19 protein-coding genes are annotated in these 21,267 nt (G+C 49.7%); 5 read left to right on the top strand and 14 right to left on the bottom strand.

All coding sequences use genetic code 11. From position 1 onward, the window contains the following. Nucleotides 1-184: 184 nt before the first annotated feature. The gene (locus AC4BAN_RS00095; RefSeq protein ID WP_490562318.1) at nt 185-1,273 is read left to right on the top strand and encodes an o-succinylbenzoate synthase; all 1,089 of its coding nucleotides are present in this window, start codon (nt 185-187) and stop codon (nt 1,271-1,273) included. Between the two features lie 52 nt (nt 1,274-1,325). Next, nucleotides 1,326-1,631: a ferritin family protein gene (locus AC4BAN_RS00090; RefSeq protein WP_490562317.1), complete on the top strand. Its 306-nt coding sequence runs from the start codon at nt 1,326-1,328 to the stop codon at nt 1,629-1,631. On the opposite strand, the gene AC4BAN_RS00085 is transcribed toward AC4BAN_RS00090, so the two are convergent. The 3 genes from AC4BAN_RS00085 to AC4BAN_RS00075 form a co-directional block, all read right to left on the bottom strand. Continuing rightward, nucleotides 1,628-2,089 (bottom strand): DoxX family protein, encoded by a 462-nt coding sequence (locus AC4BAN_RS00085; RefSeq protein ID WP_490562316.1) that lies wholly within the window; start codon nt 2,087-2,089, stop codon nt 1,628-1,630. The genes AC4BAN_RS00090 and AC4BAN_RS00085 overlap by 4 nt on opposite strands. Nucleotides 2,090-2,160: 71 nt before the next feature. Next, nucleotides 2,161-4,440, bottom strand: a complete 2,280-nt coding sequence (locus tag AC4BAN_RS00080; RefSeq protein ID WP_490562315.1) for a TonB-dependent receptor — start codon at nt 4,438-4,440, stop codon at nt 2,161-2,163. A 143-nt stretch (nt 4,441-4,583) separates the two neighbouring features. After that, a complete protein-coding gene (locus tag AC4BAN_RS00075) occupies nt 4,584-5,279 on the bottom strand; it encodes an SIR2 family NAD-dependent protein deacylase (RefSeq protein WP_490562314.1) in 696 nt (231 codons plus the stop codon). Between the two features lie 214 nt (nt 5,280-5,493). Between AC4BAN_RS00075 and AC4BAN_RS00070 the strand changes: the two genes are divergently transcribed. Then, nucleotides 5,494-6,705, top strand: a complete 1,212-nt coding sequence (locus tag AC4BAN_RS00070) for a pyridoxal phosphate-dependent aminotransferase (protein ID WP_490562313.1) — start codon at nt 5,494-5,496, stop codon at nt 6,703-6,705. 170 nt (nt 6,706-6,875) lie between these two features. On the opposite strand, the gene AC4BAN_RS00065 is transcribed toward AC4BAN_RS00070, so the two are convergent. The 4 genes from AC4BAN_RS00065 to AC4BAN_RS00050 form a co-directional block, all read right to left on the bottom strand. Then, nucleotides 6,876-8,705, bottom strand: coding sequence for a M2 family metallopeptidase (locus AC4BAN_RS00065; RefSeq protein WP_490562312.1), 1,830 nt, complete (start codon nt 8,703-8,705; stop codon nt 6,876-6,878). Between the two features lie 112 nt (nt 8,706-8,817). Further along, nucleotides 8,818-10,152: a DNA recombination protein RmuC gene (locus AC4BAN_RS00060; RefSeq protein WP_490562311.1), complete on the bottom strand. Its 1,335-nt coding sequence runs from the start codon at nt 10,150-10,152 to the stop codon at nt 8,818-8,820. Nucleotides 10,153-10,448: 296 nt separating this feature from the next. Then, nucleotides 10,449-11,288, bottom strand: a complete 840-nt coding sequence (locus AC4BAN_RS00055; RefSeq protein WP_490562310.1) for a histidine phosphatase family protein — start codon at nt 11,286-11,288, stop codon at nt 10,449-10,451. Between the two features lie 84 nt (nt 11,289-11,372). After that, nucleotides 11,373-12,755, bottom strand: coding sequence for a DEAD/DEAH box helicase (locus AC4BAN_RS00050; protein WP_490562309.1), 1,383 nt, complete (start codon nt 12,753-12,755; stop codon nt 11,373-11,375). A gap of 63 nt (nt 12,756-12,818) precedes the next feature. On the opposite strand from AC4BAN_RS00050, the gene AC4BAN_RS00045 reads away from it, so the two are divergent. Then, nucleotides 12,819-13,949: an AI-2E family transporter gene (locus AC4BAN_RS00045; RefSeq protein WP_490562308.1), complete on the top strand. Its 1,131-nt coding sequence runs from the start codon at nt 12,819-12,821 to the stop codon at nt 13,947-13,949. Between the two features lie 58 nt (nt 13,950-14,007). Here the strand turns inward: AC4BAN_RS00045 and AC4BAN_RS00040 are convergent, their stop codons facing one another. After that, nucleotides 14,008-14,472 carry a hypothetical protein gene (locus AC4BAN_RS00040; protein WP_490562307.1) on the bottom strand — a complete coding sequence of 155 codons (465 nt, stop codon included), beginning with the start codon at nt 14,470-14,472 and terminating at the stop codon, nt 14,008-14,010. Between the two features lie 98 nt (nt 14,473-14,570). After that, nucleotides 14,571-17,345, bottom strand: a complete 2,775-nt coding sequence (locus AC4BAN_RS00035) for an outer membrane beta-barrel protein (protein WP_490562306.1) — start codon at nt 17,343-17,345, stop codon at nt 14,571-14,573. On the opposite strand from AC4BAN_RS00035, the gene AC4BAN_RS00030 reads away from it, so the two are divergent. Next, nucleotides 17,344-17,544, top strand: coding sequence for a hypothetical protein (locus AC4BAN_RS00030; RefSeq protein WP_490562305.1), 201 nt, complete (start codon nt 17,344-17,346; stop codon nt 17,542-17,544). The two genes, AC4BAN_RS00035 and AC4BAN_RS00030, sit on opposite strands and share 2 nt — an antisense overlap. A 335-nt stretch (nt 17,545-17,879) precedes the next feature. Here the strand turns inward: AC4BAN_RS00030 and AC4BAN_RS00025 are convergent, their stop codons facing one another. The 5 genes from AC4BAN_RS00025 to AC4BAN_RS00005 form a co-directional block, all read right to left on the bottom strand. Further along, nucleotides 17,880-18,371, bottom strand: coding sequence for a helix-turn-helix domain-containing protein (locus AC4BAN_RS00025; protein ID WP_490562304.1), 492 nt, complete (start codon nt 18,369-18,371; stop codon nt 17,880-17,882). 41 nt (nt 18,372-18,412) lie between these two features. Further along, nucleotides 18,413-18,739 carry a hypothetical protein gene (locus AC4BAN_RS00020; protein WP_490562303.1) on the bottom strand — a complete coding sequence of 109 codons (327 nt, stop codon included), beginning with the start codon at nt 18,737-18,739 and terminating at the stop codon, nt 18,413-18,415. Nucleotides 18,740-18,868: 129 nt separating this feature from the next. Beyond that, nucleotides 18,869-19,717: a hypothetical protein gene (locus AC4BAN_RS00015; protein WP_490562302.1), complete on the bottom strand. Its 849-nt coding sequence runs from the start codon at nt 19,715-19,717 to the stop codon at nt 18,869-18,871. Nucleotides 19,718-19,745: 28 nt separating this feature from the next. Next, nucleotides 19,746-20,234: a hypothetical protein gene (locus AC4BAN_RS00010; RefSeq protein ID WP_490562301.1), complete on the bottom strand. Its 489-nt coding sequence runs from the start codon at nt 20,232-20,234 to the stop codon at nt 19,746-19,748. Then, complete coding sequence (locus tag AC4BAN_RS00005) at nt 20,234-21,007, bottom strand: hypothetical protein (protein ID WP_490562300.1); 774 nt, start codon at nt 21,005-21,007, stop codon at nt 20,234-20,236. The genes AC4BAN_RS00010 and AC4BAN_RS00005 overlap by 1 nt, the downstream gene beginning before the upstream one ends. Nucleotides 21,008-21,267 lie beyond the last annotated feature (260 nt).

The following is a 21,267-nucleotide window of genomic DNA, read 5'->3' as shown; positions in this document are numbered from 1 at the left end:
AGAACAGGTTAATCAGGTAAAGGTTCAGAAATCAGAAGCAGCAATAAGTAAATGTTCCAAAAGTAAGGTACGCCGTTGCAGCTACCATGTACTTCCATAGACTGCCCAGGGTTATTCTTAGTAGTTCATTTACGTCAGAATTAGCCATAATGGTTTATCTTGCCACAAAACCAGCAGTCGTTCTATGCATTTAAAACTTAGTTATACTTCCCATACCCTACATTTCAATTTTGCGGCACGTACCTCACGCGGCGCTATTGCAAAGCATAAGGTATTTTATATCAGCGTTTTTAGCGAAGATGCGCCTTCTCTTTCCGGTATAGGGGAGTGCGCTCCGCTGGCTGGCCTTAGCCTGGATGCCCGTCCGGATTTGGAGGAAAAAATAAAAGCGACAGTGCTGGCGGTAAACTCAGGACAGATTCGCCTGCACCTCTCCCAAAAATTGCCGGAGACCCTCGCTTTGGATGAATGGCCAGCCCTTTATTTCGCAATGGAAACCGCGTTGCTTGATCTGGAGAACGGCGGCAGGCGACAGGTGTATGTAAACTCCTTCAGCGTGGGTGAAGTGGGTATACCGATCAATGGCCTGATTTGGATGGGCGAGCTACCGTTCATGCAAAAGCAGATTGAAACGAAGCTGCAAGAGGGCTATACTTGCCTGAAACTGAAAATTGGCAGCCTCGATTTTGCACAGGAGCTCAAGATCCTGCAAGGGATTCGGGAAGTGGCAGGGGCCGATTGCCTCACCGTACGCGTAGACGCCAATGGTGCATTTACACCAAAGGATGCCTACAAAAAGCTGGAACGCCTGGCCAGATACGGCCTGCACTCGATTGAACAACCCATCCGGCAAGGGCAAACAGCGGAAATGGCTCAACTTTGTGCCTACAGTCCTGTGCCCATCGCGTTGGATGAGGAGTTGATTGGCATACGGGGCACAAAAGCCAAAGAGGACCTGCTGGAAGCGATCAAGCCGCAGTACATCATCCTGAAGCCAACCCTGGTCGGAGGCCTTGGGGCCAGTGCAGAATGGATAGCAATGGCAGAGGCGCGCGACATCGGCTGGTGGCTTACTTCTGCCCTGGAATCAAACATTGGCCTGAATGCTATTGCGCAGTTTACTGCCGGTTATGATGTTACCATGCCGCAGGGGTTAGGCACAGGCCAGCTTTACCGAAATAACATCCCTTCGCCGCTTACCATCAGGCAGGGGGCGCTATGGTATAACCCGGCGCAGCAATGGGAGACGGAGCTGACGAATTCCAAGTTTTAAATAACCAATCCGGGGCAGGGGGCGTTAGGTTAACAAACTAAATTTAAAACTTATGCCAACCGAACAATATCACGAACCACCCCAGGAACTTTCTCAGGAGACCCGCACTTTTGTCCGCATGATCACGTCTGTAATTGAGGAGGCAGAAGCCATTAGCTGGTACGAGCAGCGTATTTCCGTAGAGCAGGACAAAGAGGCCAAAGCCATTATGCAGAATGCCCAGGAAGAAGAGTTTAAGCACTTTGGAATGGACCTGGAGTTTCTGCTGCGCAAGAAGCCGACCTGGCGCAAAATGATGCAAACCATTCTTTTCACTAAAGGGAGCATCGTGGACAAAGGGGAGAAGGCAGAGGACTAAAACGTCCTTTCCTGCCCAACCATTTCCTTGTCTACGCTCAGGTAGCCTCCGCCTCCCACTATCAAGGCCCAGGCCATACCAATTATGAGCAGGTGGTACTCAAAGCCTTCGCCGGCCTGGTTACCGCCCCAGTTCATAAAGAACCCATTGGGCAAGTGTACCGCTAATACGATGCCCACGAAAAGGCAGAGGACGCAGAACGCCCAGATGCGTGTCCAGAGGCCGGCAATAAGACAAAGGGAGCCTATAAACTCGATAATGATCACGAGCCAGGCAAGCACACCGGGCAAGCCTGACATTTGCTCAAACCCGCTAATGAAACCAGAAGGGCCACTACCCCCAAACCATCCGAGTAGTTTCTGGGCCCCGTGCGGAAAAAGCACCAGGCCCAGGAATACGCGGACAATGGTGAGGCTCCAGGTGGCGGGCGTTACGAGTAGTCTGTATTTGTAATCCATAGTTTTTTACTAAATTGAAGATCACTTGCTACTACGCAGGAATGTACAAATAGGATTATAATTGGTATGCTTTACATCAGGCCGAATTTCAACCCTACAAAGAAAGTGCGAGGCCGGGCAGGGCCATATACGTAGTTGCTGTCGCGTGTTTTGCCTGTGTCGAAATCAGTTTGGTAGGCATTAAACATGTTCTGCACACCTGCGCTCAATTGCAAATCTTTTTGCACACTACTGAGTGTAAACCTATAGGCCAGCTTCAGGTTGTTTTCTACAAAAACCGGTGACACAACCACTGCATCCTCCACCACACCGGGAGCCCCGCCATAGTGTGGCACCAGCATAGCGCCCGTAACCACCCCCGACAAGGCAGCCGTAAACCTGTTTTGCGGGAACAGCGACAGCACATAATAACCGTAAACGTTTGGCGTGCGCAGAAAGGCCCGTCTGCCAGGCAGCTGTACAGACCAGGCTACCGGGGCATTATATAAAGATCGCTGAAAGGTGATGCCCGACTCCACCTGAAAGACTTGCGAGTAGTTGATGCGGCCCTCCAAAGTGATTCCTTGCACAAGTGCATCTCCGCCATTCTTCCGCAACAGCTGCTGGTTACCCTGCGCATCGGTACCCAGTTGCTCCAGCACAAAAGCATCCTGTAAGCGGGTATAAAAGCCATCCAGGGTGAAACCAAAGATCAGGGCTTCACTAGCCTTATTGAAATCGATAGAGGCGTTTGCGCTGTTTGATGTTTCCTCGCGCAGGGTTGGGTCTACCTGAATCAGGGAAATTCCGCCTGAAGCGAAAGCAATGTGCAGATCCGTTTCAAAGGCCTGAGGCGGCTTAAAGCCACGCGCATAGGAAGCCCTGAACTGCGTGGTGGTGCCCAGCTTGTAAACGGCACTGATGCGCGGCGTGAAAACCAGGCCCGCTACGCTGCCGTGACGATTTGCCCGCACCCCCGATAACACGGTGATCTGGGGCGTAACATCCCAGTCGCTTTGCAGGAACAAGCCGCTCAGGTTTGTCTCCTGGTCCACCAGAAAATCGTATGCCGTTATTTCATCAAAAATAGACTCATAAACATGTTCGACCCCAGCTGTCAGGGTGTTTTTGCCTCCCAGAAGCTCATGCACGGTATAATTATATTGGAAGCCGGCCTGCAGGGTATAATTGCGGGTCTGACCCCAGCCATCGGCTTGGTCAATGCCCGTGTAGTGCGTGCGATTCGTGCTTTGGGCAGCACCGTAAAAAGTATAGGAGGCTACGCCGTCCTTTAATTGATGGTCGTAGTTTACACCGCCCACCAGAATGTCATGTAGCCTGTACTCCGACTGATCTGCCTGGTCGGCAGGTTTATCCAGTTTGTTGCCCCCGTGTCGCAACTCATGAATGCTCCAGCCGTTTACCTCCAGCCGATCTTGGGTGGAGGGTTTGAAAAAAGTGTTAAAGCCGAACGAATTGTTGTTCAGTTTAGACAATTCAGTAAAACCGTCCGCATTTGCGTCGTAGCCCTCCCTGTTGCGGAATGAGCCGAAGATGGAAATCCCCGCAGTTTGCTCCTCGTTCACGGTGTTCACATTGGCATTGACAAAGTGATCCCATGCAGTGTTGGCGGTCACTGATGAGGTAGAGGAAAGGGTATAGGAGCTCTCGGAGGGTTCTTTGGTGATGATGTTCACGGTACCTGCAATGGCACTGGAACCATACAGCACCGAGCCCCCGCCGCGCACCACTTCCACCCGGTCGATCATATTTGTTGGGATTTGCTCCAGGCCATACAAACTCATCAGAGAGGTAAAAACCGGTCTGCTGTTCACTAATATCTGGGAGTAGGAGCCGCCAAGCCCGTTCATGCGCAGCTGGGTATAGTTGCAGGTCTGGCAGTCGGTTTCCATACGCAGGCCAGGTTGAAAGCACAAGCCCTCGGATAAGGTGTTGGATTGCGTGAGACCAAAGGTCTTGCTGTCAAGCACATTTACCGCCACCGGACTCTCCAGACGCCTGCGATTGGTACGGGTGCCCGTTACAACTACCTCGTTTAGGGTGGCGCTTGACTCCTGCAGGGCAACATGCAGTACCGTTTCTTTCCCTTCCAGCACCTCTATTGTTTGTTCAAAAGGTTTGAACCCAATAGCAGATACTAGCAGCTGGTACATACCAGGTGCCACATCCGGCAATCTGTAATACCCCTGCTCATTTGTAGGAGCACCCCATTTAGTGCCTTTTAATACGACTGTGGCAAAAGGTATATCCTTATGGCCGCCTTTTACCTGGCCTGTTACAGAACCTGTGTGCGCCGATACCTGAAAAGATGTTATTTGTAAAAGAGAGCAGAGTAAAATTATTTTAAACATATCTTTATTATTTTTTGCGTAAGTATAGTAATAGCATTAGCTACGCAAAATTATTAATTTAGATATGTCTAAAAAAAATTAATTTGCTTTTAATTGTTTGAATGATCTTTTAATCAAGCTAAACAGATTTTACTTCCTATAATTTAATGATAGCGGCTCCGCAGCAAGTCTTTAATCTTGACCATGCCTGTGCTGGCTTTTTCCTCATACACATGCAGGTTGGGGCGCTTGCGCATGGGGGGCAATTTCGGGTCCACTACAATAATAGGTACCTGGTCCGGTACAAAATCCACCAGTCCGGCAGCCGGGTAAACAGCCAGGGAGGTGCCTACCACCAGGAAAATATCCGCCAGCAGTGTCTCTTCTATGGCCTGCTCCATCAGGGGCACCGCTTCCCCAAACCACACGATGTTGGGCCTGAGTTGTGCGCCTTGTGCGCAGGTGTCACCTAGTTTAAGCTCCCAGCCTTCCAGGGGGTAGATCAGCTTGGGGTCTGTCGTGCTGCGGCACTCGAACAGTTTGCCGTGCAGGTGCAGCACACTCGTGCTGCCGGCGCGCTCATGCAGATCATCCACGTTTTGGGTGATGATGTGCACCTTGAAGTCCTGTTCCAACTCGGCCAGAGCCTTATGCGCCGCATTCGGCGTTACGGCCAAAGCGTTTTTGCGGCGTTCGTTGTAAAAATTGAGCACCAGCTCCGGATCTTTGCGCCAGCCTTCCAACGATGCCACTGCCATCACGTCATGCCCTTCCCAAAGCCCGTCCGCATCGCGGAACGTAGCCAAGCCGCTCTCGGCGCTAATTCCAGCCCCCGTTAAAACTACCAGTCTTTTTTTCATATTAATTTCCAGATATTTAGCTGTGTACGGTTCAAGGTTAAGGTTTAGCCTGTATTTGTTATTTATCCATGCGGGTAGAATTGTAACAAACAAGCCAGGTTTTTCAAGTACATTAATACAATACGAACAGAGGGTTGCAACCTGTCTCGTAAAATAGTGTTTGCCGCTGGTGCTGCCTATGCGCCTTAGTGGTATATTCGCTAAAATTTTGAATATGATAACAAAAAGCAATCGCCTGCAGCACGTTTCCTACGACTTATGCGGTCCTTTATACGAAAAAGCAAAGGAGCTGGAAGCGGAGGGGCATCGGGTGACCAAGCTGAACATCGGCAACCCGGCACCTTTTGGCTTTCAGGCTCCGGATGCTGTGCTCCAACACTACCAGGATAAGTTACGCGAGGCACAGGGCTATTCAGACCACAAGGGGATTCTGAGTGCCCGTGAGGCCGTGAAACGCTATTACACCAAAATGGGGGTTGCCGATGTGAGCACCGAGGATGTTTTTCTGGGCAATGGCGTGAGCGACCTGATCTTGCATGCGGTGCAGGGCTTGCTGAACCCGGGCGATGAAGTGCTGGTGCCTGCACCCGATTATCCCCTCTGGACAGCGGCAGTTAGGTTTGCCGGAGGCAAGGCCGTGCATTACCGCTGCGACGAGCAGGCAGACTGGTTTCCGGACGTGGCCGATATCAGGCGCAATCTCAGCAGCCGTACCCGGGCCATCGTCATCATCAACCCCAATAACCCCACAGGTGCCGTGTATTCCAAAGAACTTTTGCATGAGCTGGTGCAGTTGGCGGAGGAGCGGCAGCTGGTGGTTTTCTCGGATGAGATCTATGATAAGATCCTCTACGACGGGGTTCCGTTTACCTCCACAGCCACATTATCGGATGCCATACTTTGCGTTACCTTCGGCGGCCTATCTAAAAATTACCTGGCGGCAGGTTTTAGGGCAGGCTGGATGTTGGTGAGCGGGGCAAAGAAGCTCGGCCAGGATTACATCGGAGGCCTGAACACCATGGCCAGTCTGCGGGTGTGCAGCAACGTGCCCGCCCAGCATGCCATTGAGGTGGCCCTGGAAGGAGAGCAGACCATTTATGACAACACCCAGCCCACTGGCCGGCTTGGGCGGCAACGCGAAATCAGCTACGACATGCTGACTTCCATTCCGGGAATCAGCTGCGTTAAACCGAAGGGCGCCTTTTACCTGTTCCCCAAGATCGATACCAAGCAGTTTAACATACACAGCGATCAGCAGTTTGCGCTGGACCTGCTAGCAGAAAAACATGTGCTGCTTGTGCCAGGCTCAGGCTTTAACTACCCTGCCCAGGACCATTTCAGATTGGTTTACCTGCCGGAGCTACCCGAGCTTACCCAGACCATGGATAAGTTGGCTGGCTTCCTGAGCCACTATTGGCAGCGGTAATAAGTCTTAAAGTTTATGCCTTAAAGCGGCGCTCGTAAAAGGTTGCATGCCAGCCATTTTCGAAGCTGTAGCTAAACAAAATAACAAGGCCGCAACGGGAAACCGTTGCGGCCTTGCTGTTACTTGAAATTCCTGGTTGGGTTTAACCCGCCGGCCCGATACTTAAAAGCTTACAAAGTATACTTGCGTCCTTTGTTCTGCTCTTTCAGGTACTCCATAAGCGGCTGAAAGTAGTCTACCATGGCGCGTGCACTTAACTCCTCGCCGGTGTTGTCTTTCAGCACCTTGCGCCAGTCAGCTGACGAACCAGGGTACATGATGTCGCGCAGGAATTTGCCCACTTCCTTGTTGCCATAATAGTTGGTGGCATGGGGGTCCTGGTGCAGTATGTTTTTGGCTATATGATCGTGCAGCTGAAACAGGATCACGTAACTCATGGCATAGTCGTAATACTGGGCGGCATCGTCGTTGATGTGCGTTTTGGTGGCTGGGTCCAGGTAGTTCTCGCCGCGGTTAGCAGGGGGCACTATGCCCTGGTATTTTTTAGCCAGTTCCCACCAGCGCTTGTTCAACTGGTCAGCTGGCAGGTTGTTGGCATAAAAATCATTCTCCCACTCGCTCATCACTCCGGATGAGAAAGGGATGAACACCACATAGCTCAGGGCTTCCTTCAACAGGGTCTGCACCTCGTCAGTCTGTGCGTCCTTGTCGATCAGGTTTAGCTCCGTCAGGAATGGTTTCTGCATGGCCGCGAGTCCCATCAGGCTGCCAATGGCCTCGTGGTAGGCGCGGTTAGCGCCCTCACGCAACAGTACCGGCACATCGGGGTTGGTGTAGGTCATGTAATAATAGATGTGGCCCAGCTCGTGGTGCGAGGTCTCGTACCATTCTGAGTTCGGTTCCACACTCATCAAGCTGCGCACATCCTTGTCCAGGTCCATGTGCCAGGCAGAGGCGTGGTTGTTCTTTTTATAGCCCGCGTTTGCCGGTAAAGGGTACAGGCTCGATTTTTCGTAAAAGGTCTGCGGCAGGCTCGGGAAACCCAGGCTGGTGTAAAACCGCTCACCCTGCTTCACGATCCACTCGGCGCCTTTGGGTTTCAGGGCGGCATCCAGGTCAATACCCTCCACGTCCACCATCGAGCTCCAGTCCTGGCCCCAGCGGTTCGGCAACCAGTGGGCAGGCAGGTAATCGGGCACCTGCTTCACGCCGTACTTTTTGGCCAGTTCGTAACGTGCGTAGGTATGCAGCTCGCGGTACAGGGGGCGCAGCTCCTCGTTTATCTGCTTCATCAATTCCAGCATCTCAGGGCGTGTCATGCCGTAGTCTGATGCCTGGTACGTGAAGTAATCGTCATAGCCAAGGCTTTGCACGGTTTGGTTGCGCAGGTCGCGGAGGTTCAGCAAGCCCTTTTTCAATCCGGGGCCTACTGCTTTGCTGGCCTCCCAGGCATCCAGGCGCTTTTTGAGGTTGTTCTCTGACTTCAGGATGTTGTCGATGTCGTTGGTGCTCACCGATTTTTCATAAATGCGGTAATCGAAACCATAGAGCTTCTCGGTTTGCTCTGTTTCAGCTTTGATGCGTGCCTTAACCACGTCCGGAATGATCTGCGGGTTGTTGGCGCCGGCGTAAAGTATAGCATCAAACTGCTTAACCTGCAACGGCGTCAGCTGGTCCTTTTTCTCCAGCATGGCTTTGGCTGTGTTGATGTTCTCGGTGCTTCCTGTAAACGCGGCGAAGGACTCATTCGCCCGGCGGGTAGCCACGGCATTGGTGGAGTCGCCTTCCACTATTTTGGTGTTGGAAGCCCATTCTGCCTCTGCGGACTTGGTGTAGAGGTTCTGGTAAGTGGTGGAGTACTGATCGAGAAAGTTCTGGGCTTCCTGTTGCACAGCCGACATTTCAGCGGTCTGCTCCATGCCTGCCGTCTCGGTTTTCTGGGTAGAGCAGGAAGTAAAGACCAGCGCGGCGAAAAGGCCGGGAAGGATAATTTTTTTCATGGGTTGGGTTTAGGGTTATTTTAAACATGCACTCGTTACTTTAGCACTAGTACGCAGCCGTAGTAAAAAGGTAATTCGTATTGGAAGGGCACGCAACCATACTTCAGATCAGTTAATCCTTCTGTTGCAATTCCTCCGTCGCTTTCGCCTCCTGCAGCAGGTGCTCGTCCAGGTGCTTGCTGGACTTTGCACCCAGTTCGCGCAGCAGCTCCACCTTGCGTACCAGGTTGCCTTTTCCCTCCGTCAGCTTGTTCATGGCAGCATGGTAGGATGTCTGGCTGCTCTCGAGGTGTTTGCCGATGGTTTTCAGATCATCTACAAAGCCTACAAACTTGTCGTACAGTTTGCCGCTTTCTTCAGCGATCTTCAGCACATTGCGTTTCTGGTCCTCCTGGCGCCACACACCCGCCACAGTGCGCAGTGTTGCCAACAGGGTGGAGGTGGTCACCAAAACGATGTTGCGGTCGAAGGCATCGGTAAACAGGTCGTGGTCATGCTGCACGGCCAGGTTAAAAGCGGGCTCCAGGGGCACGTACATCAGCACGAAATCCGGTGAGTTGAGGCCCGTCAGGCGGTGGTAGTTCTTCTTTCCTAAATCATTGTAATGGGTGCGCACCGAGGCAATGTGGCCGCGCAGGTATACTTCCTGCTGCAGGTCGTCCTCACAACTGCAGTAGGCCTCATACGCCACCAGCGACATTTTGGAGTCGATGATCAGGTGCTTGCCATCGGGCAGGCGCACGATCACATCCGGACGATATACTTGTTTCTCCTCATTCTGGCGTACCTCTTCGCGCACATAATGCACGCCCTTGCGAAGGCCTGACTTTTCGAGCAGGCTTTCCAGCAGGTACTCGCCCCAGTTGCCCTGTGTCTTGCTTTCTCCTTTCAGGGCGCGGGTCAGGTTAACGGCATCCTGGCTCATTTGCTGGTTTAAGGAGGCTAGCTGCGTGATCTGCTCTTTAAGTGAGGCACTGTCTTTCAGTGTTTTCTCATAGGTCTGGTCTACTTTGTTCTCAAACTCCTTTATCCGTTCCTTCAACGGGGACAGGATGCGTTCCAGGTTCTCGGAGGAGGCTTTGTTAAAATGCTCGGCATTGGTCATGAGCACCTGGTTGGAAATGCTCTGGAACTGTTGCAGAAATTTGTCTCGAAGCAGGTCCAGTTCTTTGGCCTGCTCCTGTAGGCGTATTTTCAGGTGTTCGTAATCGGTCTCGGTTTTGGTGAGGGCATTGGTCAGCTCCAGGGTTTCGGTTTGGGCTTCGCGCAACAGCTCTTTCAGATGAATCAACTCCTCCGTTTTTAGCCTGGCCTGCCCCTCCAGGACACCCTGGGTTACCGCGGCCTGGTTGGCAGTGTGCTGCAAGGTGCTCATTCTCCCTTTTAGTGCCAGAAAGGCCACAACAACACCTCCCAAAAATGCGGCTATACCTACCATTATCTCCATGTAGTAAAGGTATAAGATTTTAGCATGCAGCGCTATGTTTTTGCTAATGAAATTAGCTTAAATGGTTGGAAGAGCTGTATGCAGATGGGAGGAGGCACTTAAAAACAGCAACTGCCCCTCTGGCATCAGGTCAGTTGAAGGCCAGAGGGGCAATTGCTATAGGGCATTTCAGGCTCGGAAAGCCCTGTTTAGGAACGTTTTTTTGCTAGAAATGATAGATACGCATGTTTTGAGGGAGTAAAGGAAAGAATGCCAAACCGTTGCTTGAACTAGGTTAGCGTCCCTTAAAAATTGGCTTACTGGCCGGCATGCAGCGCCATCTGGATGGTCTCCTGCTTTGGTTGCTCATCAATTTTCACCAGGATCGTCGTTCCAAAATATCCGCTGCCGCCATCGCGCACCACGCGCCAGCCCATGGCAACGAGGTCGTCTTTGATGTAGCGGTTCAGAAAACCGTGGGCGACCAATACGGCTTTTGGGTTTTCTTCGGTGGCTTTTGCTAAACGCCTGGCTGCGCTCTGGGCGCGGGCCTTGGCAGCGGCGAAGGTTTCTATTCCCTCGCGGTCAAAGCCGAGTATCCATTTAATGCGGGCTGTGGCAGTCCAGAGTTTGATGGGCAGGCGCATTTTAAGGGCTCGTTTGCCCAGCGTGTTCTCAAATTCCCTGAACTCAGGCGAAACTGTGATCAGACTGTCTTCGCCAAACAGGTAGTTGGCCGTGGCACGGGCACGGTTTAAAGAGCTGCAGAAGATTGCTACCTCGTCCGGGTTCTCGACAGTCAGGAAAGGCTTATCGGGCCGCACGATACCCACACTGTCATAATCCTTTAAGAACTGACGGGCCTCATCGAACGTGAACTTGCCGTTCTTATTTAATTGAGGTTCTCCGTGGCGCACCAAAGCGATCTGGCGCAGGTTGGCATAATTTTCAACCACCTGATCCTCGGGTTGGATAAAGCGGGTATTTTGTGCCACAGGCACTCCGTTCACGCTAACAAAATCAGCATGCGCGTTTAAATCCCGATACTTTGCTTCAATGTTTTCAATGGCCTGGTGCGAAGGTTTGTGTTCTTGCGCACTGGCAGGTAAAATGGCTATGAAGGCGCAAAATAAGGTCGTCAGATACATTTTTCTCATACCCTGTCAACCTGAATCCTAAAAGTATGGTTCCTGAATATTTGATAAAATTGTTTTAAAAAGGGATTTTTTTAGTGCAAATGCTTAGTCCTTTACCAAGGTGACCTTGTACTTGCGGCCTTTTATCTTGCCACCGCTTAGCTGCTGTGCAATGTCCTGACTTTGAGTTTCCGGCACGGCCACAAAGCTCATGCGGTCCTGTATCTCTATTTTACCGATTTCCCCGGCTTTCAGTCCTGCCTCCGCAATCAGGGCACCTACTATATCGCGGGCACTGAGCTTCTCTTTTCTGCCACCGTTAATGTGCAGTGTGGCAAAAGCAACGCCAGCCGTAGTGTTTTTTGCAGCAGGCTTGTTGTGTAAGGAGCTGGCCTGCAGCCATTCATCCATGCCCACCTGTTCCCAGTCCTGCAGTTTTTCCTCGTCGCGGGTAGAGAGGAGTGTGTACACGGTGCCATTTTTTCCGGCCCGGCCGGTACGCCCGCTGCGGTGCAGGTAGGCAGCAGCATCAAATGGAAGCTCGTAATGGATGATGTTTTGCAGGGCGGCGATGTCCAGGCCACGTGCCGCCACATCTGTGGCTACCAACACCTGGGTAGTCTTGTTCCGGAAAAGCGTCATGGCCTTGTCGCGATCGGGCTGCTCCATGCCGCCATGCAGTGCTTTAACTGAAATCCCCTGCTCCAGCAGCATGCTTGCCAACTCATCGGCGGCAAGGCGTGTGTTGGTGAACACCACGGTGCCAGCTGAATCTATACTTTTGAGCAAACTGATCACGACCTCTTTGCGACTGCCATGCTCCACTTTAATGCCCACCAGCTTCACCTGGTCCGGAATGGCCTGCGCAGAGGCCTTCACAAACTGTGGGTTTTTCAGCGAGTTGGAGATCAGCTCGTGTACGTCGGCGGGCATGGTGGCGGAGAAAAGTATGGTTTGGCGTTTGGCGGGCAGGTAGCCCATTACTTTGTCTATCTCTTCCTCAAACCCCATCTCCAGCAGCTTGTCCGCCTCGTCCAGCACCAGTAGTTTTACCTGGCTCAGGTCCAGGGTTCTGCGGTTCAGGTGATCTGTGAGGCGCCCTGGGGTGGCGACCAAAACCTGCGGTGGGTGGGCTAGCGAGGCCCGTTCCTGTGAGAAGGCATGTCCGCCGTAAAAAGCGCTTATCTTCAGGTTGTTCAGGTGCCTGGCAAACTGTTTCAGTTCCTGACGTACCTGCACGGCCAGCTCGCGGGTAGGCACCAGCACGAGGGCCTGTACCTGCTGCAGATCGGTGTTCACCTGTTGCAACAGTGGCAGCCCGAAGGCAGCGGTCTTCCCGCTGCCTGTCTCCGCCTGGCCAGCCACATCGTGCCCCTGCAGCAATAACGGAATCGCACTTTCCTGAATTGGGGTTGGAATGGTATACTTCAGTTCCTGCAGACTGAGCAGCAGGGCAGAGGATAAGTGCAGGTCTTCGAACGTAGCCATAGAAATAGGGGATTTATGGCAAAGGTAGGGCTTTAAAACGCAAAGTATAAAACTTAAATGGCCATGGCCGCGGTACTAAGGGGTATGGGGAAATCTTTTAAGACCTTACAAAAGTTAACATTCGGCCTATTGCTGGGTATTTTGCTCGTGTATGTGCTCGTGGCGGCGCGGGAATTCCTATACCCGATTTTTATGGCGGTGCTTTTTGCCTACCTACTCTACCCCCTGGCAAGCAAGCTGGAGAGTTGGGGCGTTACCCGAATCCTGGCGAATTTAATTACCATTATCCTGGCCATGGCGGTGTTTGTGGGCGCTATCATCCTGCTCTATAAGCAACTTGTTGTTTTCATCGGCGATTTTCCGGGATTGCAGGAGAAAGCGCTCAGCAACCTGGATCGCCTGCAACTAACCCTTGAACAAAAATTCGGGGAAGGCAGCCCGGAGGATGAACACTGGCTGAGGGCGCAAGTAGTGGATGCCCTGGAGCTAAGCGGAAATTTTCTGCGAAATTTGCTGATGGCCACGACCGATACCCTGGTAAAGTTCGGCCTAATGCCTGTCTATATTTTCCTGGCACTTTATTACCGAAACAAGTTTAAAAACTTTATCCTGCGACAAATCCCCTCCTACAATCTTCCAAAGGCGGAGCAAATGATCCGTGAAGTGTCGCATGTAACCAAACGGTATATGGGGGGCGTGGTGCTGGTCATTCTAATCCTGTGCGTGCTCAATACCACAGGTTTGCTTCTAATAGGTGTGGAGTACGCTATTTTATTGGGCATTCTCTCCGCCTTGATGAATTTCATCCCTTACTTTGGTACTTTGATCGGGGGAGCAATCCCTTTACTGTATACGTTTGCCATACAGGGAGACATACACAAATCTCTGGGCGTACTGGGCTTTTTCCTGCTAGTACAGTTTACCGAGAACAACATCCTCACCCCGAACATTACGGGAGGGAAAGTGAATATCAACCCGCTTTTTACAATTCTGAGTATCATTGTTGGCGGTATGATCTGGGGATTGCCCGGCATGTTCGTGGCAATCCCGTACCTGGGTATATTTAAGATTTATTGCGACCACGAGCCAAGCTTAAGTGGCTGGGCCTATTTACTGGGAACCGAGGGCACGGAGGAACATGCGCTTACCCTAAGCAAATTAAAGCGGGTATTTGGCTTTCGGGACAAGGGGTAAGCCGATTTTAAAAATGCAACACCACATGCAAGAGCACCAACGTTGCTGCACGATCGATCTAACCGGCGGCCGTTGCAGCCGGTGTTCCGTTAATCTCCGGGTGGTTAATCTCACCACCGGACGTGCCCACCTGACGGGCAACAAAAAGGGAGAGTCCGCCAACCAAAAGGGTTACGATTAGCAATGCCTTCTTATAAGCCATGTTCTTGATATCAGCGATCAGGGCAAGCAAAGCCAACACACCTACAGCCTCTATCAGCCAGATATACAGTTCTGCTTTCTCTTCGTGTTCGTGAATCAGGTCGTGGCTCACGCCATCCATGTGCTCTACAATCTCCTCTGCGCCTTCGCCGGTCATAAAAGTGGGAATCGCCACCAGTGCGCTTGCGATCAACAGCACGAGCGCTACGCGGGCTGTGTCCCGGTTCTTTAAAAGCAGACCGGCGATCAGAAGCAGTACGCCGATCAGGCTGCCAACGATAGGGAAATGGTTCAGGGTGATGTGTAAATGCGCTTCGTTCATGTCGCTTTAAGGTATGTTACTTTTATGGGGTAAATATCTCCAGGAAGTATATTAAAAGCAAATTATAAGCGCTGTTGGTTTAGATGCTGGCTGACAATTTAATGGCCGCGGCCACCCCATTCGCGCTTCAGGTTATCCATGGCTGGGGCTGTACCTCCGTTAAACTTGCGGATGTTGTAGCTGAATGTGAGCATAAAGTACCGCTGCAATACCGTAGACTGTACGTCTTCGATGTAATCAGAAGCGACGTTCCGCTGTATGCTCACGTTCTGTTTCAAGAGGTCGTTCACGCTCAGGCTGATCTCACCCTGCTGATTCTTAAAAAGCTTTTTCCCGATACTCATGTTCCAGAGCAGGTAGCTGTTGTCGACGCCGGAAGATAAACCGGAGTTGAACTGATGATTAAGCTCGGTGCGGTAAACCAGGCCCTTCCATAAGATCCAGCTGAGGCGCACATCAGTGCTTTGCGTAAAATAATTGTTGTTCTGGTTTACCTGCAGCGTATTTTCTATAATGTTATAGTTTGCGTTGGTAGACACATTAAAGTCCACTTTTTCGCTGATGTTGCTGCTGATGTTCAGCCCGGCCCCAAAATTCAGGTTGTTGGCATAGTTCACCTGCTCATCTATCATACCCGGTATTCTGGAGTAGCCGGCAAAGCCGCGCAGGTTAATGTTGGAGCGTACAATAGTCAGGGGCTGCCCATAGCTCAAGAAGGAGCGCACGTTCCAGTATCCATCCATGTTCACCGGGCGGGAAAGGCGGGCACCTGGCTGGATGGTGTAACCGCCAGTATATGCTTCCGGAGCGCCGTTGGTGTACACACTGTTAGCGATGTAGTTCTGGGTAAGGGTACCAAACACGCCCACAAAGAACACCTTGTTGGTTTCCGGGTCGAAGCTTCTGTAACGCAGGTTCATGCGGTTCTGGAAATCCTGGTTCAGGTTAGGATTACCCACTTTCGGTTGCAGCGGATTAGCGATATCCAGAACATCCTGCAGTTGCTCCACCGAAGGCTCGTTGGTGTTGGTCCGGTAACTTACATTCAGGTTCTGGGTGTTGGAGAACTTGTACTCATACTCTGCGGAAGGGAGCAGATTGGAAAAGCTCCTTTCCAGCGCATACGGTTTCGGGAACTCACTGTCGCTTTGCAGGGTAGCGTACTGGTACCGGACGTTGGCCTGCAGCCTGATTTTATCGGTACGGTACTGGTAGCTTGGGCCGACACTTTGTGTGATATAGTCGCTTTTAAAGGTGTTGCTCAGCAAGGTGTTAAAATCGGAGTAAGTGCCGGCGCTCTCCACAAAGTCATACGTTCTTTTATCAGCATCATTGCTGCGGTTGTTGATGTTATACTCTAACTGCAAACGCGAAAATTCACCTAGCTTCTGGGAGTAATCCAGGTTGCCTTCCCAGGAAGTGTTCTCCCTGTTTAGATTGATCAGCTGATCCCGTTTGATGTCCTTTTCCGGGTCCTTGAAATTCTCCGTGTTTTCCACCAGGTATGTTTCACCTTCCGTACGGCTGTAGCTCGTGTTAAAATTAGTGGTCAGGATACGGCCTGAATCACCGAAGCGGTGCGAGTATAGGATGTTGTTACTAAAATTCAAGGTGTTATTGTCCACCAGGTTACGGTTCACGGATGCAGAAAGGGGGCCACCGTTGCTGGTGGTACTGGCTTCGCGCGTGGTAAAGGAGTTATTGTTCAGGATAGATAGCGCGGGGGTGATCAGTAACCTGTTGTTGGCATCGATGTTATACTGTAGCCGGAAGTTAAACCGATGGCTTTCGTTGGTGTCATTGTTCCGGCTGTTCTCTGTGTACTGCAGTCCTTCGGTGTTTCCGATGTAGTCGCGGAAACGGAACTGGTTGTTCACAATATCACGGTCAGAATAACTGTAGCTTCCGCTTACTTCCATCTTTTTGCCCCACATGTCGTTGTAGTTCACCCCGAAGGTGTTGGTGTTGATGATGCCGTTCGGGGAGCCGCCGCCCCAGCCTCTCCGGCCTCTCATGCCTCCTCCTGGTGTTTCGCCAATAGAAAAGTCGAACATGTTGATGTTGTTGGTCAGGCCGCTCACCGTGATTTTTCTGCTGTTGTTAAAGTAATTCAAAACAGCGCCGACCATGTAGCGGTCATCGGTGCCGTATCCGGCAGATACTTTGCCTACGTATCCCTGGCGCGCTTCTTTTTTGGTTCTGAAGTTCAGGGTCTTGATCTTGTTGCCATCATCGAAGCCGCTGAAGGCCGCGCGGTCGCTTTGGCCGTCGAACACTTCCACACTCTCGATCATGTCAGCTGAAAGGTTGCGCACGGCAGAGTTCACATCTTCGCCTACTACGCGCTTGCCGTCAATCATCACCTGTTTTACATCTTCGCCCTGTGCCTGTATCTTGCCGTCCTGCAAGGTGATGCCGGGCATCTTTGTCACCAGGTCTTCAGCACTGGCATCCTTAGTTGTTTTAAAGGCTTTGGAATTGAACTGGGTGGTGTCGCCTTTCTGCTCGCCGAGTGGGGCACGGCCAACTATCTGTACCTCCTTAATGGCAGTAGACCCGTCTGAGAGCTGTAGACTACCCAATTGCACGGGGGCTCCTTGCACCAGAAAGGTTTTAGAGAATTTCTGGAAACCGATGTAGTTCACTTCTACGGTATACTGGCCATTGGCTACCCGCTCAAAGCGGAACAGGCCGTTCGCATCGGTTACCGATGCTGTTTTAGAGGCATTGGTCGCATTGATCAGCACCACGTTGGCGCCGGGCAAGGCCGTTTTATCACTGCTGCTCAGAATAGCGCCGGATACGGTAAATGTTTGTGCATAAACCTGTCCGAACCCTGAAAGAAGTAGCAGGAGGAGTATTAATTTCTTCATGAAGTATAAGAATAGAAAAATATACGCGTGTGGTTGTTTTGACTCAAAGTTTGCACAATGGTTTAATGAACCCGGCAAAATATGTGTGGTGTGTTTTGGAGCAGATGCTAAGCAATTGTTTTTCAACACCAAAGGTAATGCAGAAACTTTACGTCCTGTTTCAGGTTACCTTCACAAGCTAAAAGCATTAACAACATAGCGACGTGAGAGCAAAATATATTTTTACTGGCTGGTGCTTTGCGATGCAACTAAATTTTATTCAAAAGAGTCTATATAGTAGCTGGTAATATAATCGGCAAAACGAAATTGCATATTAGGCAAAACCAAATTGCTCAAAATTTAACACGTGTTATTATTCGCTTAGTTCTTTAATCAGTTTTTAAACATACTTTAAAACATTAAAAAAGCCCTCACATTAGAGGGCTTTTTCTTTAAAAATATTCGCCAAAACACTGTTTTTATTACTATAAACAGTAGGCAAAGTCAGCAATATTTTGTATCTTTAATAGATGAAAGTCAGGTAGTAACGCTATTTTATTCGGCTTCTTCCTGCATGTATTCCCTTACATCTCTATTCAATTCATACGTCATAAAGTAGTAGAAGAATGCAGCCTTCTGAAACTTTGTCAAACTCCTGTTGCCAGACAGCAACTCTGACAATGTAGCCTTATCAATACCCATCTGCTTTTCCAGGTCTTTTCTGCTAATCTTAAACTCTGCCATTCGCTCATTCACCCAATGATGGTCATACTGGCTTAAATCAGGGCTATAGGTGAGCGCAACGTAGTGAATCTTATACTTGTTATCCAAAGGGGCAAACAAGGCTCCTGCACGGCCTACAAGCTGCGATTGATTCAACATGAAGTTGTTCTTTAGTTCGGCCTGCTCCACGCGCACACGGAGCTTATTATCGGCAAATTCAAGTATATCTACCTTTATTCCGGCAAAGGCCAATAGCTTATCTCTGGATAACCTTATTTGATCCTGAATAGACTTATCAACGGGTAACAGTTCTAAGTTTCTCATGAGTATATAGTTAAGGGAGGGGCTTTCACCCCTCCTTTGTTTTACAATTTGATTTCTTCTAAGTTGGTCAGGTCGAAGATTGCTATTTGCTTGTTTTCGATTCCGAATTCTATTGCTGCTTTTCTGTTTTTGAAGACTTTGCAGCTATCAAAGTAGTACTGCTGATTTTCTGAATTTAACCAGCCTCCGATGATACCTTCGTGCTGTGCTGCGTGATTTAACACACTTTGAAGCCCATCTAAACCGAAGCAATTTTGAGTTTCTTTGTAAGCGACTACGAAGCCGTATTTTACAAAAGAATTTGTTCTGAGGTTGAACGTGAAGCCGTAAGGGTTTTCCTTAGCGATTTGAAGAATTGTGTTTAACATACTTAGATTTTTTATGCCTCTCGGCGGTGATTGATTACTTATACAAAGTTAGTTAAAAGTTCGTATGATGCAAACTTTTAACTAACTAAAAGCAATATAAAAGCCTTCATTTTGTGAAGGCTTTTTATGTTAGGCTGCTTTAAAGTACATGCCATCAAATGAAATGTGGTAATCTGTATTTTGAGAGCTAAATTCATTGTAATCTACACTTAAATGAACATCCCCGTTTACGTCAATCCAGATATTTGCTTTCTGCCAAGTGCCTGTAAATCCATAGAAGCTAACCTTTGCTGCTGGCCTGTATTCAGCTGGTAGTGTAAAAATCACCGTTCCATTTACAGCATCAATTTCAGCTTTTCTGAGTACAGTTAACCCGGATAAATGCACAAAGCCCAAAGTGTCTTTAAAGTATTGCGCTGGTGCATAGGTAATGTAATCTTCGCCAATAGTAGAAGCAGGAGCTGTTTTAGCAGGCTGCTCAGCATCAGCTTTGCCACTAATAGCATCTAACAAACCATCAATTTCATCTGCTGTGTGTTCGTGTGCTGAAGCTAACAGGACACTAAAGGCTTCAGCATTTGCTAAATCTATTCCTCCAACTGTACCAGGTGCAGCCAACTTTAACCTACGGATAGCTAACACATCGTGGAACTCCAGGTTACTGAATGGCACAGCACCCCCATTCTCATATACCTGCTCCACTATCCAAACAGGAGTACCAGGTGAATTAACCACGCCTTCCAGCACTTCGAAAACCTCACCGTTATGATAAGCCCATCCAGCTGTGTTGGTATGCTGCGAAGCGGATGAGGCAATGGTGCATCCTGTGAGGTACACGACTTGCTTCCTCCCTTTGTTTACTGCCTCAACTGTAGCAGCAATTGATTCTCTTAAACCTAACTGTAAGTGATCCAGTGAACGTTTTCCAAACGGCTGACCCTTACCTGGTGCAATGTTATTTGTAAGTACTTGTTTCATCTTATTCTTTGGCTAAAATTAAATCCTGTTAATATGGCTGAATGGAGTAAGTACTGCCATACAGCTTTTTGCTATTGATTACTGCGCTCATCTCTGCCTGATCAAACTCCAAAGCAGCCGGGACCAAAACAACAAAATTCACATCTGAAGGCACCATATCAGCATCTTCATACATGTAAGGTCCTTTCCCCTCTGCCTCATCATAAATATCAAATGCCTCTTCTGTATAGCCTTCATCGAACATAAAGAAAGCTTCCTGCACTGGTGTGTTATGCCTGATCCAGATACCGGGTTGTCCTTGATTAAACCTGTCATTAAGCAGCCATTCCAGGCTGATCACCTGCCCCGTAATGCTTACCTCTTTTCTCCTGGAAAGATGAAAGCTCCCAAACTGCTCATATAAACCACGGAGCGGTGTGATCAATGCGTGCAGGAATGCTATCATTCTGCTTTTCCTCAAAGCAGGGGGCAAAAGCTGATGAATGAATTTCCGGAAGTCTACCGTATAAATCTTCATTATTCTGGCAGGTAAGTTATTGAGTTGAACAAAGGCACATCCGGATCAATGATGGCATATCCTGCCAGTGGAAAATACACACGCTCCACTGTAGCGAATGCAGTACTCGCTGCAGCTCTGGCTTCAACAGCACCCAACCTTACATCCCGCACGCCTGCCACAGACTGTACAGCATCCTGTAAAGCAATAAGCCTGATCTGTCCGTTAAAGTCGAGGCTTTTAAGGTACTTCTGAATTGCCGCTTCCACTTGTGACCTTACATTAGGTAAAGCATAGATAGGGTCATAGTAAACTGTGAGCGGCAACCTGATCAGGTCGGCATCAGCACTCATTGCCCTTAGGTTTGAGCCTGCTGTTCTAATCTTATCCAAAAACCCCTGAAAAGATGTAAGCTGTTCACCTGTTAGAGCGGCCAGTGATCCATTCACTAAGGCTGCGACTTTCACCAATGCAGTACCGCCTGTTGCCTGAACTGCTGCAGCTGCTACAATTTGCTTGGCAGGGTCAATTACAGGATAAGCGTATTTGAAGGTTTTAGGATCAAAACTAAGGTTATCACCATACTGGAACTTCTTTGCTTCTGCAGCCAGCCAACGATCTGTACCAGGAATAGCATTCTCAATAATAGAATCAACCTCCTTCTTAAATTCAGCCCACATTGCCTCTTGCAACCACATACAAGCAGCTACCACAAAGGCGAACAATCTGTAAATGGCTGTTTTGGATGGACTATTCAAGCCAGCCAAGTCAGGCTCTGTCGTATAGTCATCCATTATGCTTTGGTGTAGCTCTTTTATCCTAGCCTTTGCCTCTAGTAGCTGACTGAATATGTCGTTTATCGTTCTTAGTGTCATGAGTTATAAGTTTAAACTTGCTATCGCATTTAAACAATCAGTTTCTGTCCAGGTTGCAGTGCAAGGAAATTCGTACACCCTGTTTTCGTATGCAATGGTGATCATAGCCTTCTGCTCCTTCCAGTCATAACTCACAGCCACAATGCTGGTATCAATATTTTGTTCTTTCCATTGCTCAA

This window comes from Pontibacter sp. GD13 (genome assembly GCF_058216355.1).
Note: the sequence above shows the minus strand (reverse complement) of the source record. Positions and strands in the feature narration are given on the sequence as shown.

Coding starts and splice junctions, on each gene's coding strand:
- AC4BAN_RS00095 (WP_490562318.1), top strand. CDS start 185: ATGCATTTAAAACTTAGTTATACTTCCCATACCCTACATTTCAATTTT.
- AC4BAN_RS00090 (WP_490562317.1), top strand. CDS start 1,326: ATGCCAACCGAACAATATCACGAACCACCCCAGGAACTTTCTCAGGAG.
- AC4BAN_RS00085 (WP_490562316.1), bottom strand. CDS start 2,089: ATGGATTACAAATACAGACTACTCGTAACGCCCGCCACCTGGAGCCTC.
- AC4BAN_RS00080 (WP_490562315.1), bottom strand. CDS start 4,440: ATGTTTAAAATAATTTTACTCTGCTCTCTTTTACAAATAACATCTTTT.
- AC4BAN_RS00075 (WP_490562314.1), bottom strand. CDS start 5,279: ATGAAAAAAAGACTGGTAGTTTTAACGGGGGCTGGAATTAGCGCCGAG.
- AC4BAN_RS00070 (WP_490562313.1), top strand. CDS start 5,494: ATGATAACAAAAAGCAATCGCCTGCAGCACGTTTCCTACGACTTATGC.
- AC4BAN_RS00065 (WP_490562312.1), bottom strand. CDS start 8,705: ATGAAAAAAATTATCCTTCCCGGCCTTTTCGCCGCGCTGGTCTTTACT.
- AC4BAN_RS00060 (WP_490562311.1), bottom strand. CDS start 10,152: ATGGAGATAATGGTAGGTATAGCCGCATTTTTGGGAGGTGTTGTTGTG.
- AC4BAN_RS00055 (WP_490562310.1), bottom strand. CDS start 11,288: ATGAGAAAAATGTATCTGACGACCTTATTTTGCGCCTTCATAGCCATT.
- AC4BAN_RS00050 (WP_490562309.1), bottom strand. CDS start 12,755: ATGGCTACGTTCGAAGACCTGCACTTATCCTCTGCCCTGCTGCTCAGT.
- AC4BAN_RS00045 (WP_490562308.1), top strand. CDS start 12,819: ATGGCCGCGGTACTAAGGGGTATGGGGAAATCTTTTAAGACCTTACAA.
- AC4BAN_RS00040 (WP_490562307.1), bottom strand. CDS start 14,472: ATGAACGAAGCGCATTTACACATCACCCTGAACCATTTCCCTATCGTT.
- AC4BAN_RS00030 (WP_490562305.1), top strand. CDS start 17,344: ATGAAGTATAAGAATAGAAAAATATACGCGTGTGGTTGTTTTGACTCA.
- AC4BAN_RS00035 (WP_490562306.1), bottom strand. CDS start 17,345: ATGAAGAAATTAATACTCCTCCTGCTACTTCTTTCAGGGTTCGGACAG.
- AC4BAN_RS00025 (WP_490562304.1), bottom strand. CDS start 18,371: ATGAGAAACTTAGAACTGTTACCCGTTGATAAGTCTATTCAGGATCAA.
- AC4BAN_RS00020 (WP_490562303.1), bottom strand. CDS start 18,739: ATGTTAAACACAATTCTTCAAATCGCTAAGGAAAACCCTTACGGCTTC.
- AC4BAN_RS00015 (WP_490562302.1), bottom strand. CDS start 19,717: ATGAAACAAGTACTTACAAATAACATTGCACCAGGTAAGGGTCAGCCG.
- AC4BAN_RS00010 (WP_490562301.1), bottom strand. CDS start 20,234: ATGAAGATTTATACGGTAGACTTCCGGAAATTCATTCATCAGCTTTTG.
- AC4BAN_RS00005 (WP_490562300.1), bottom strand. CDS start 21,007: ATGGATGACTATACGACAGAGCCTGACTTGGCTGGCTTGAATAGTCCA.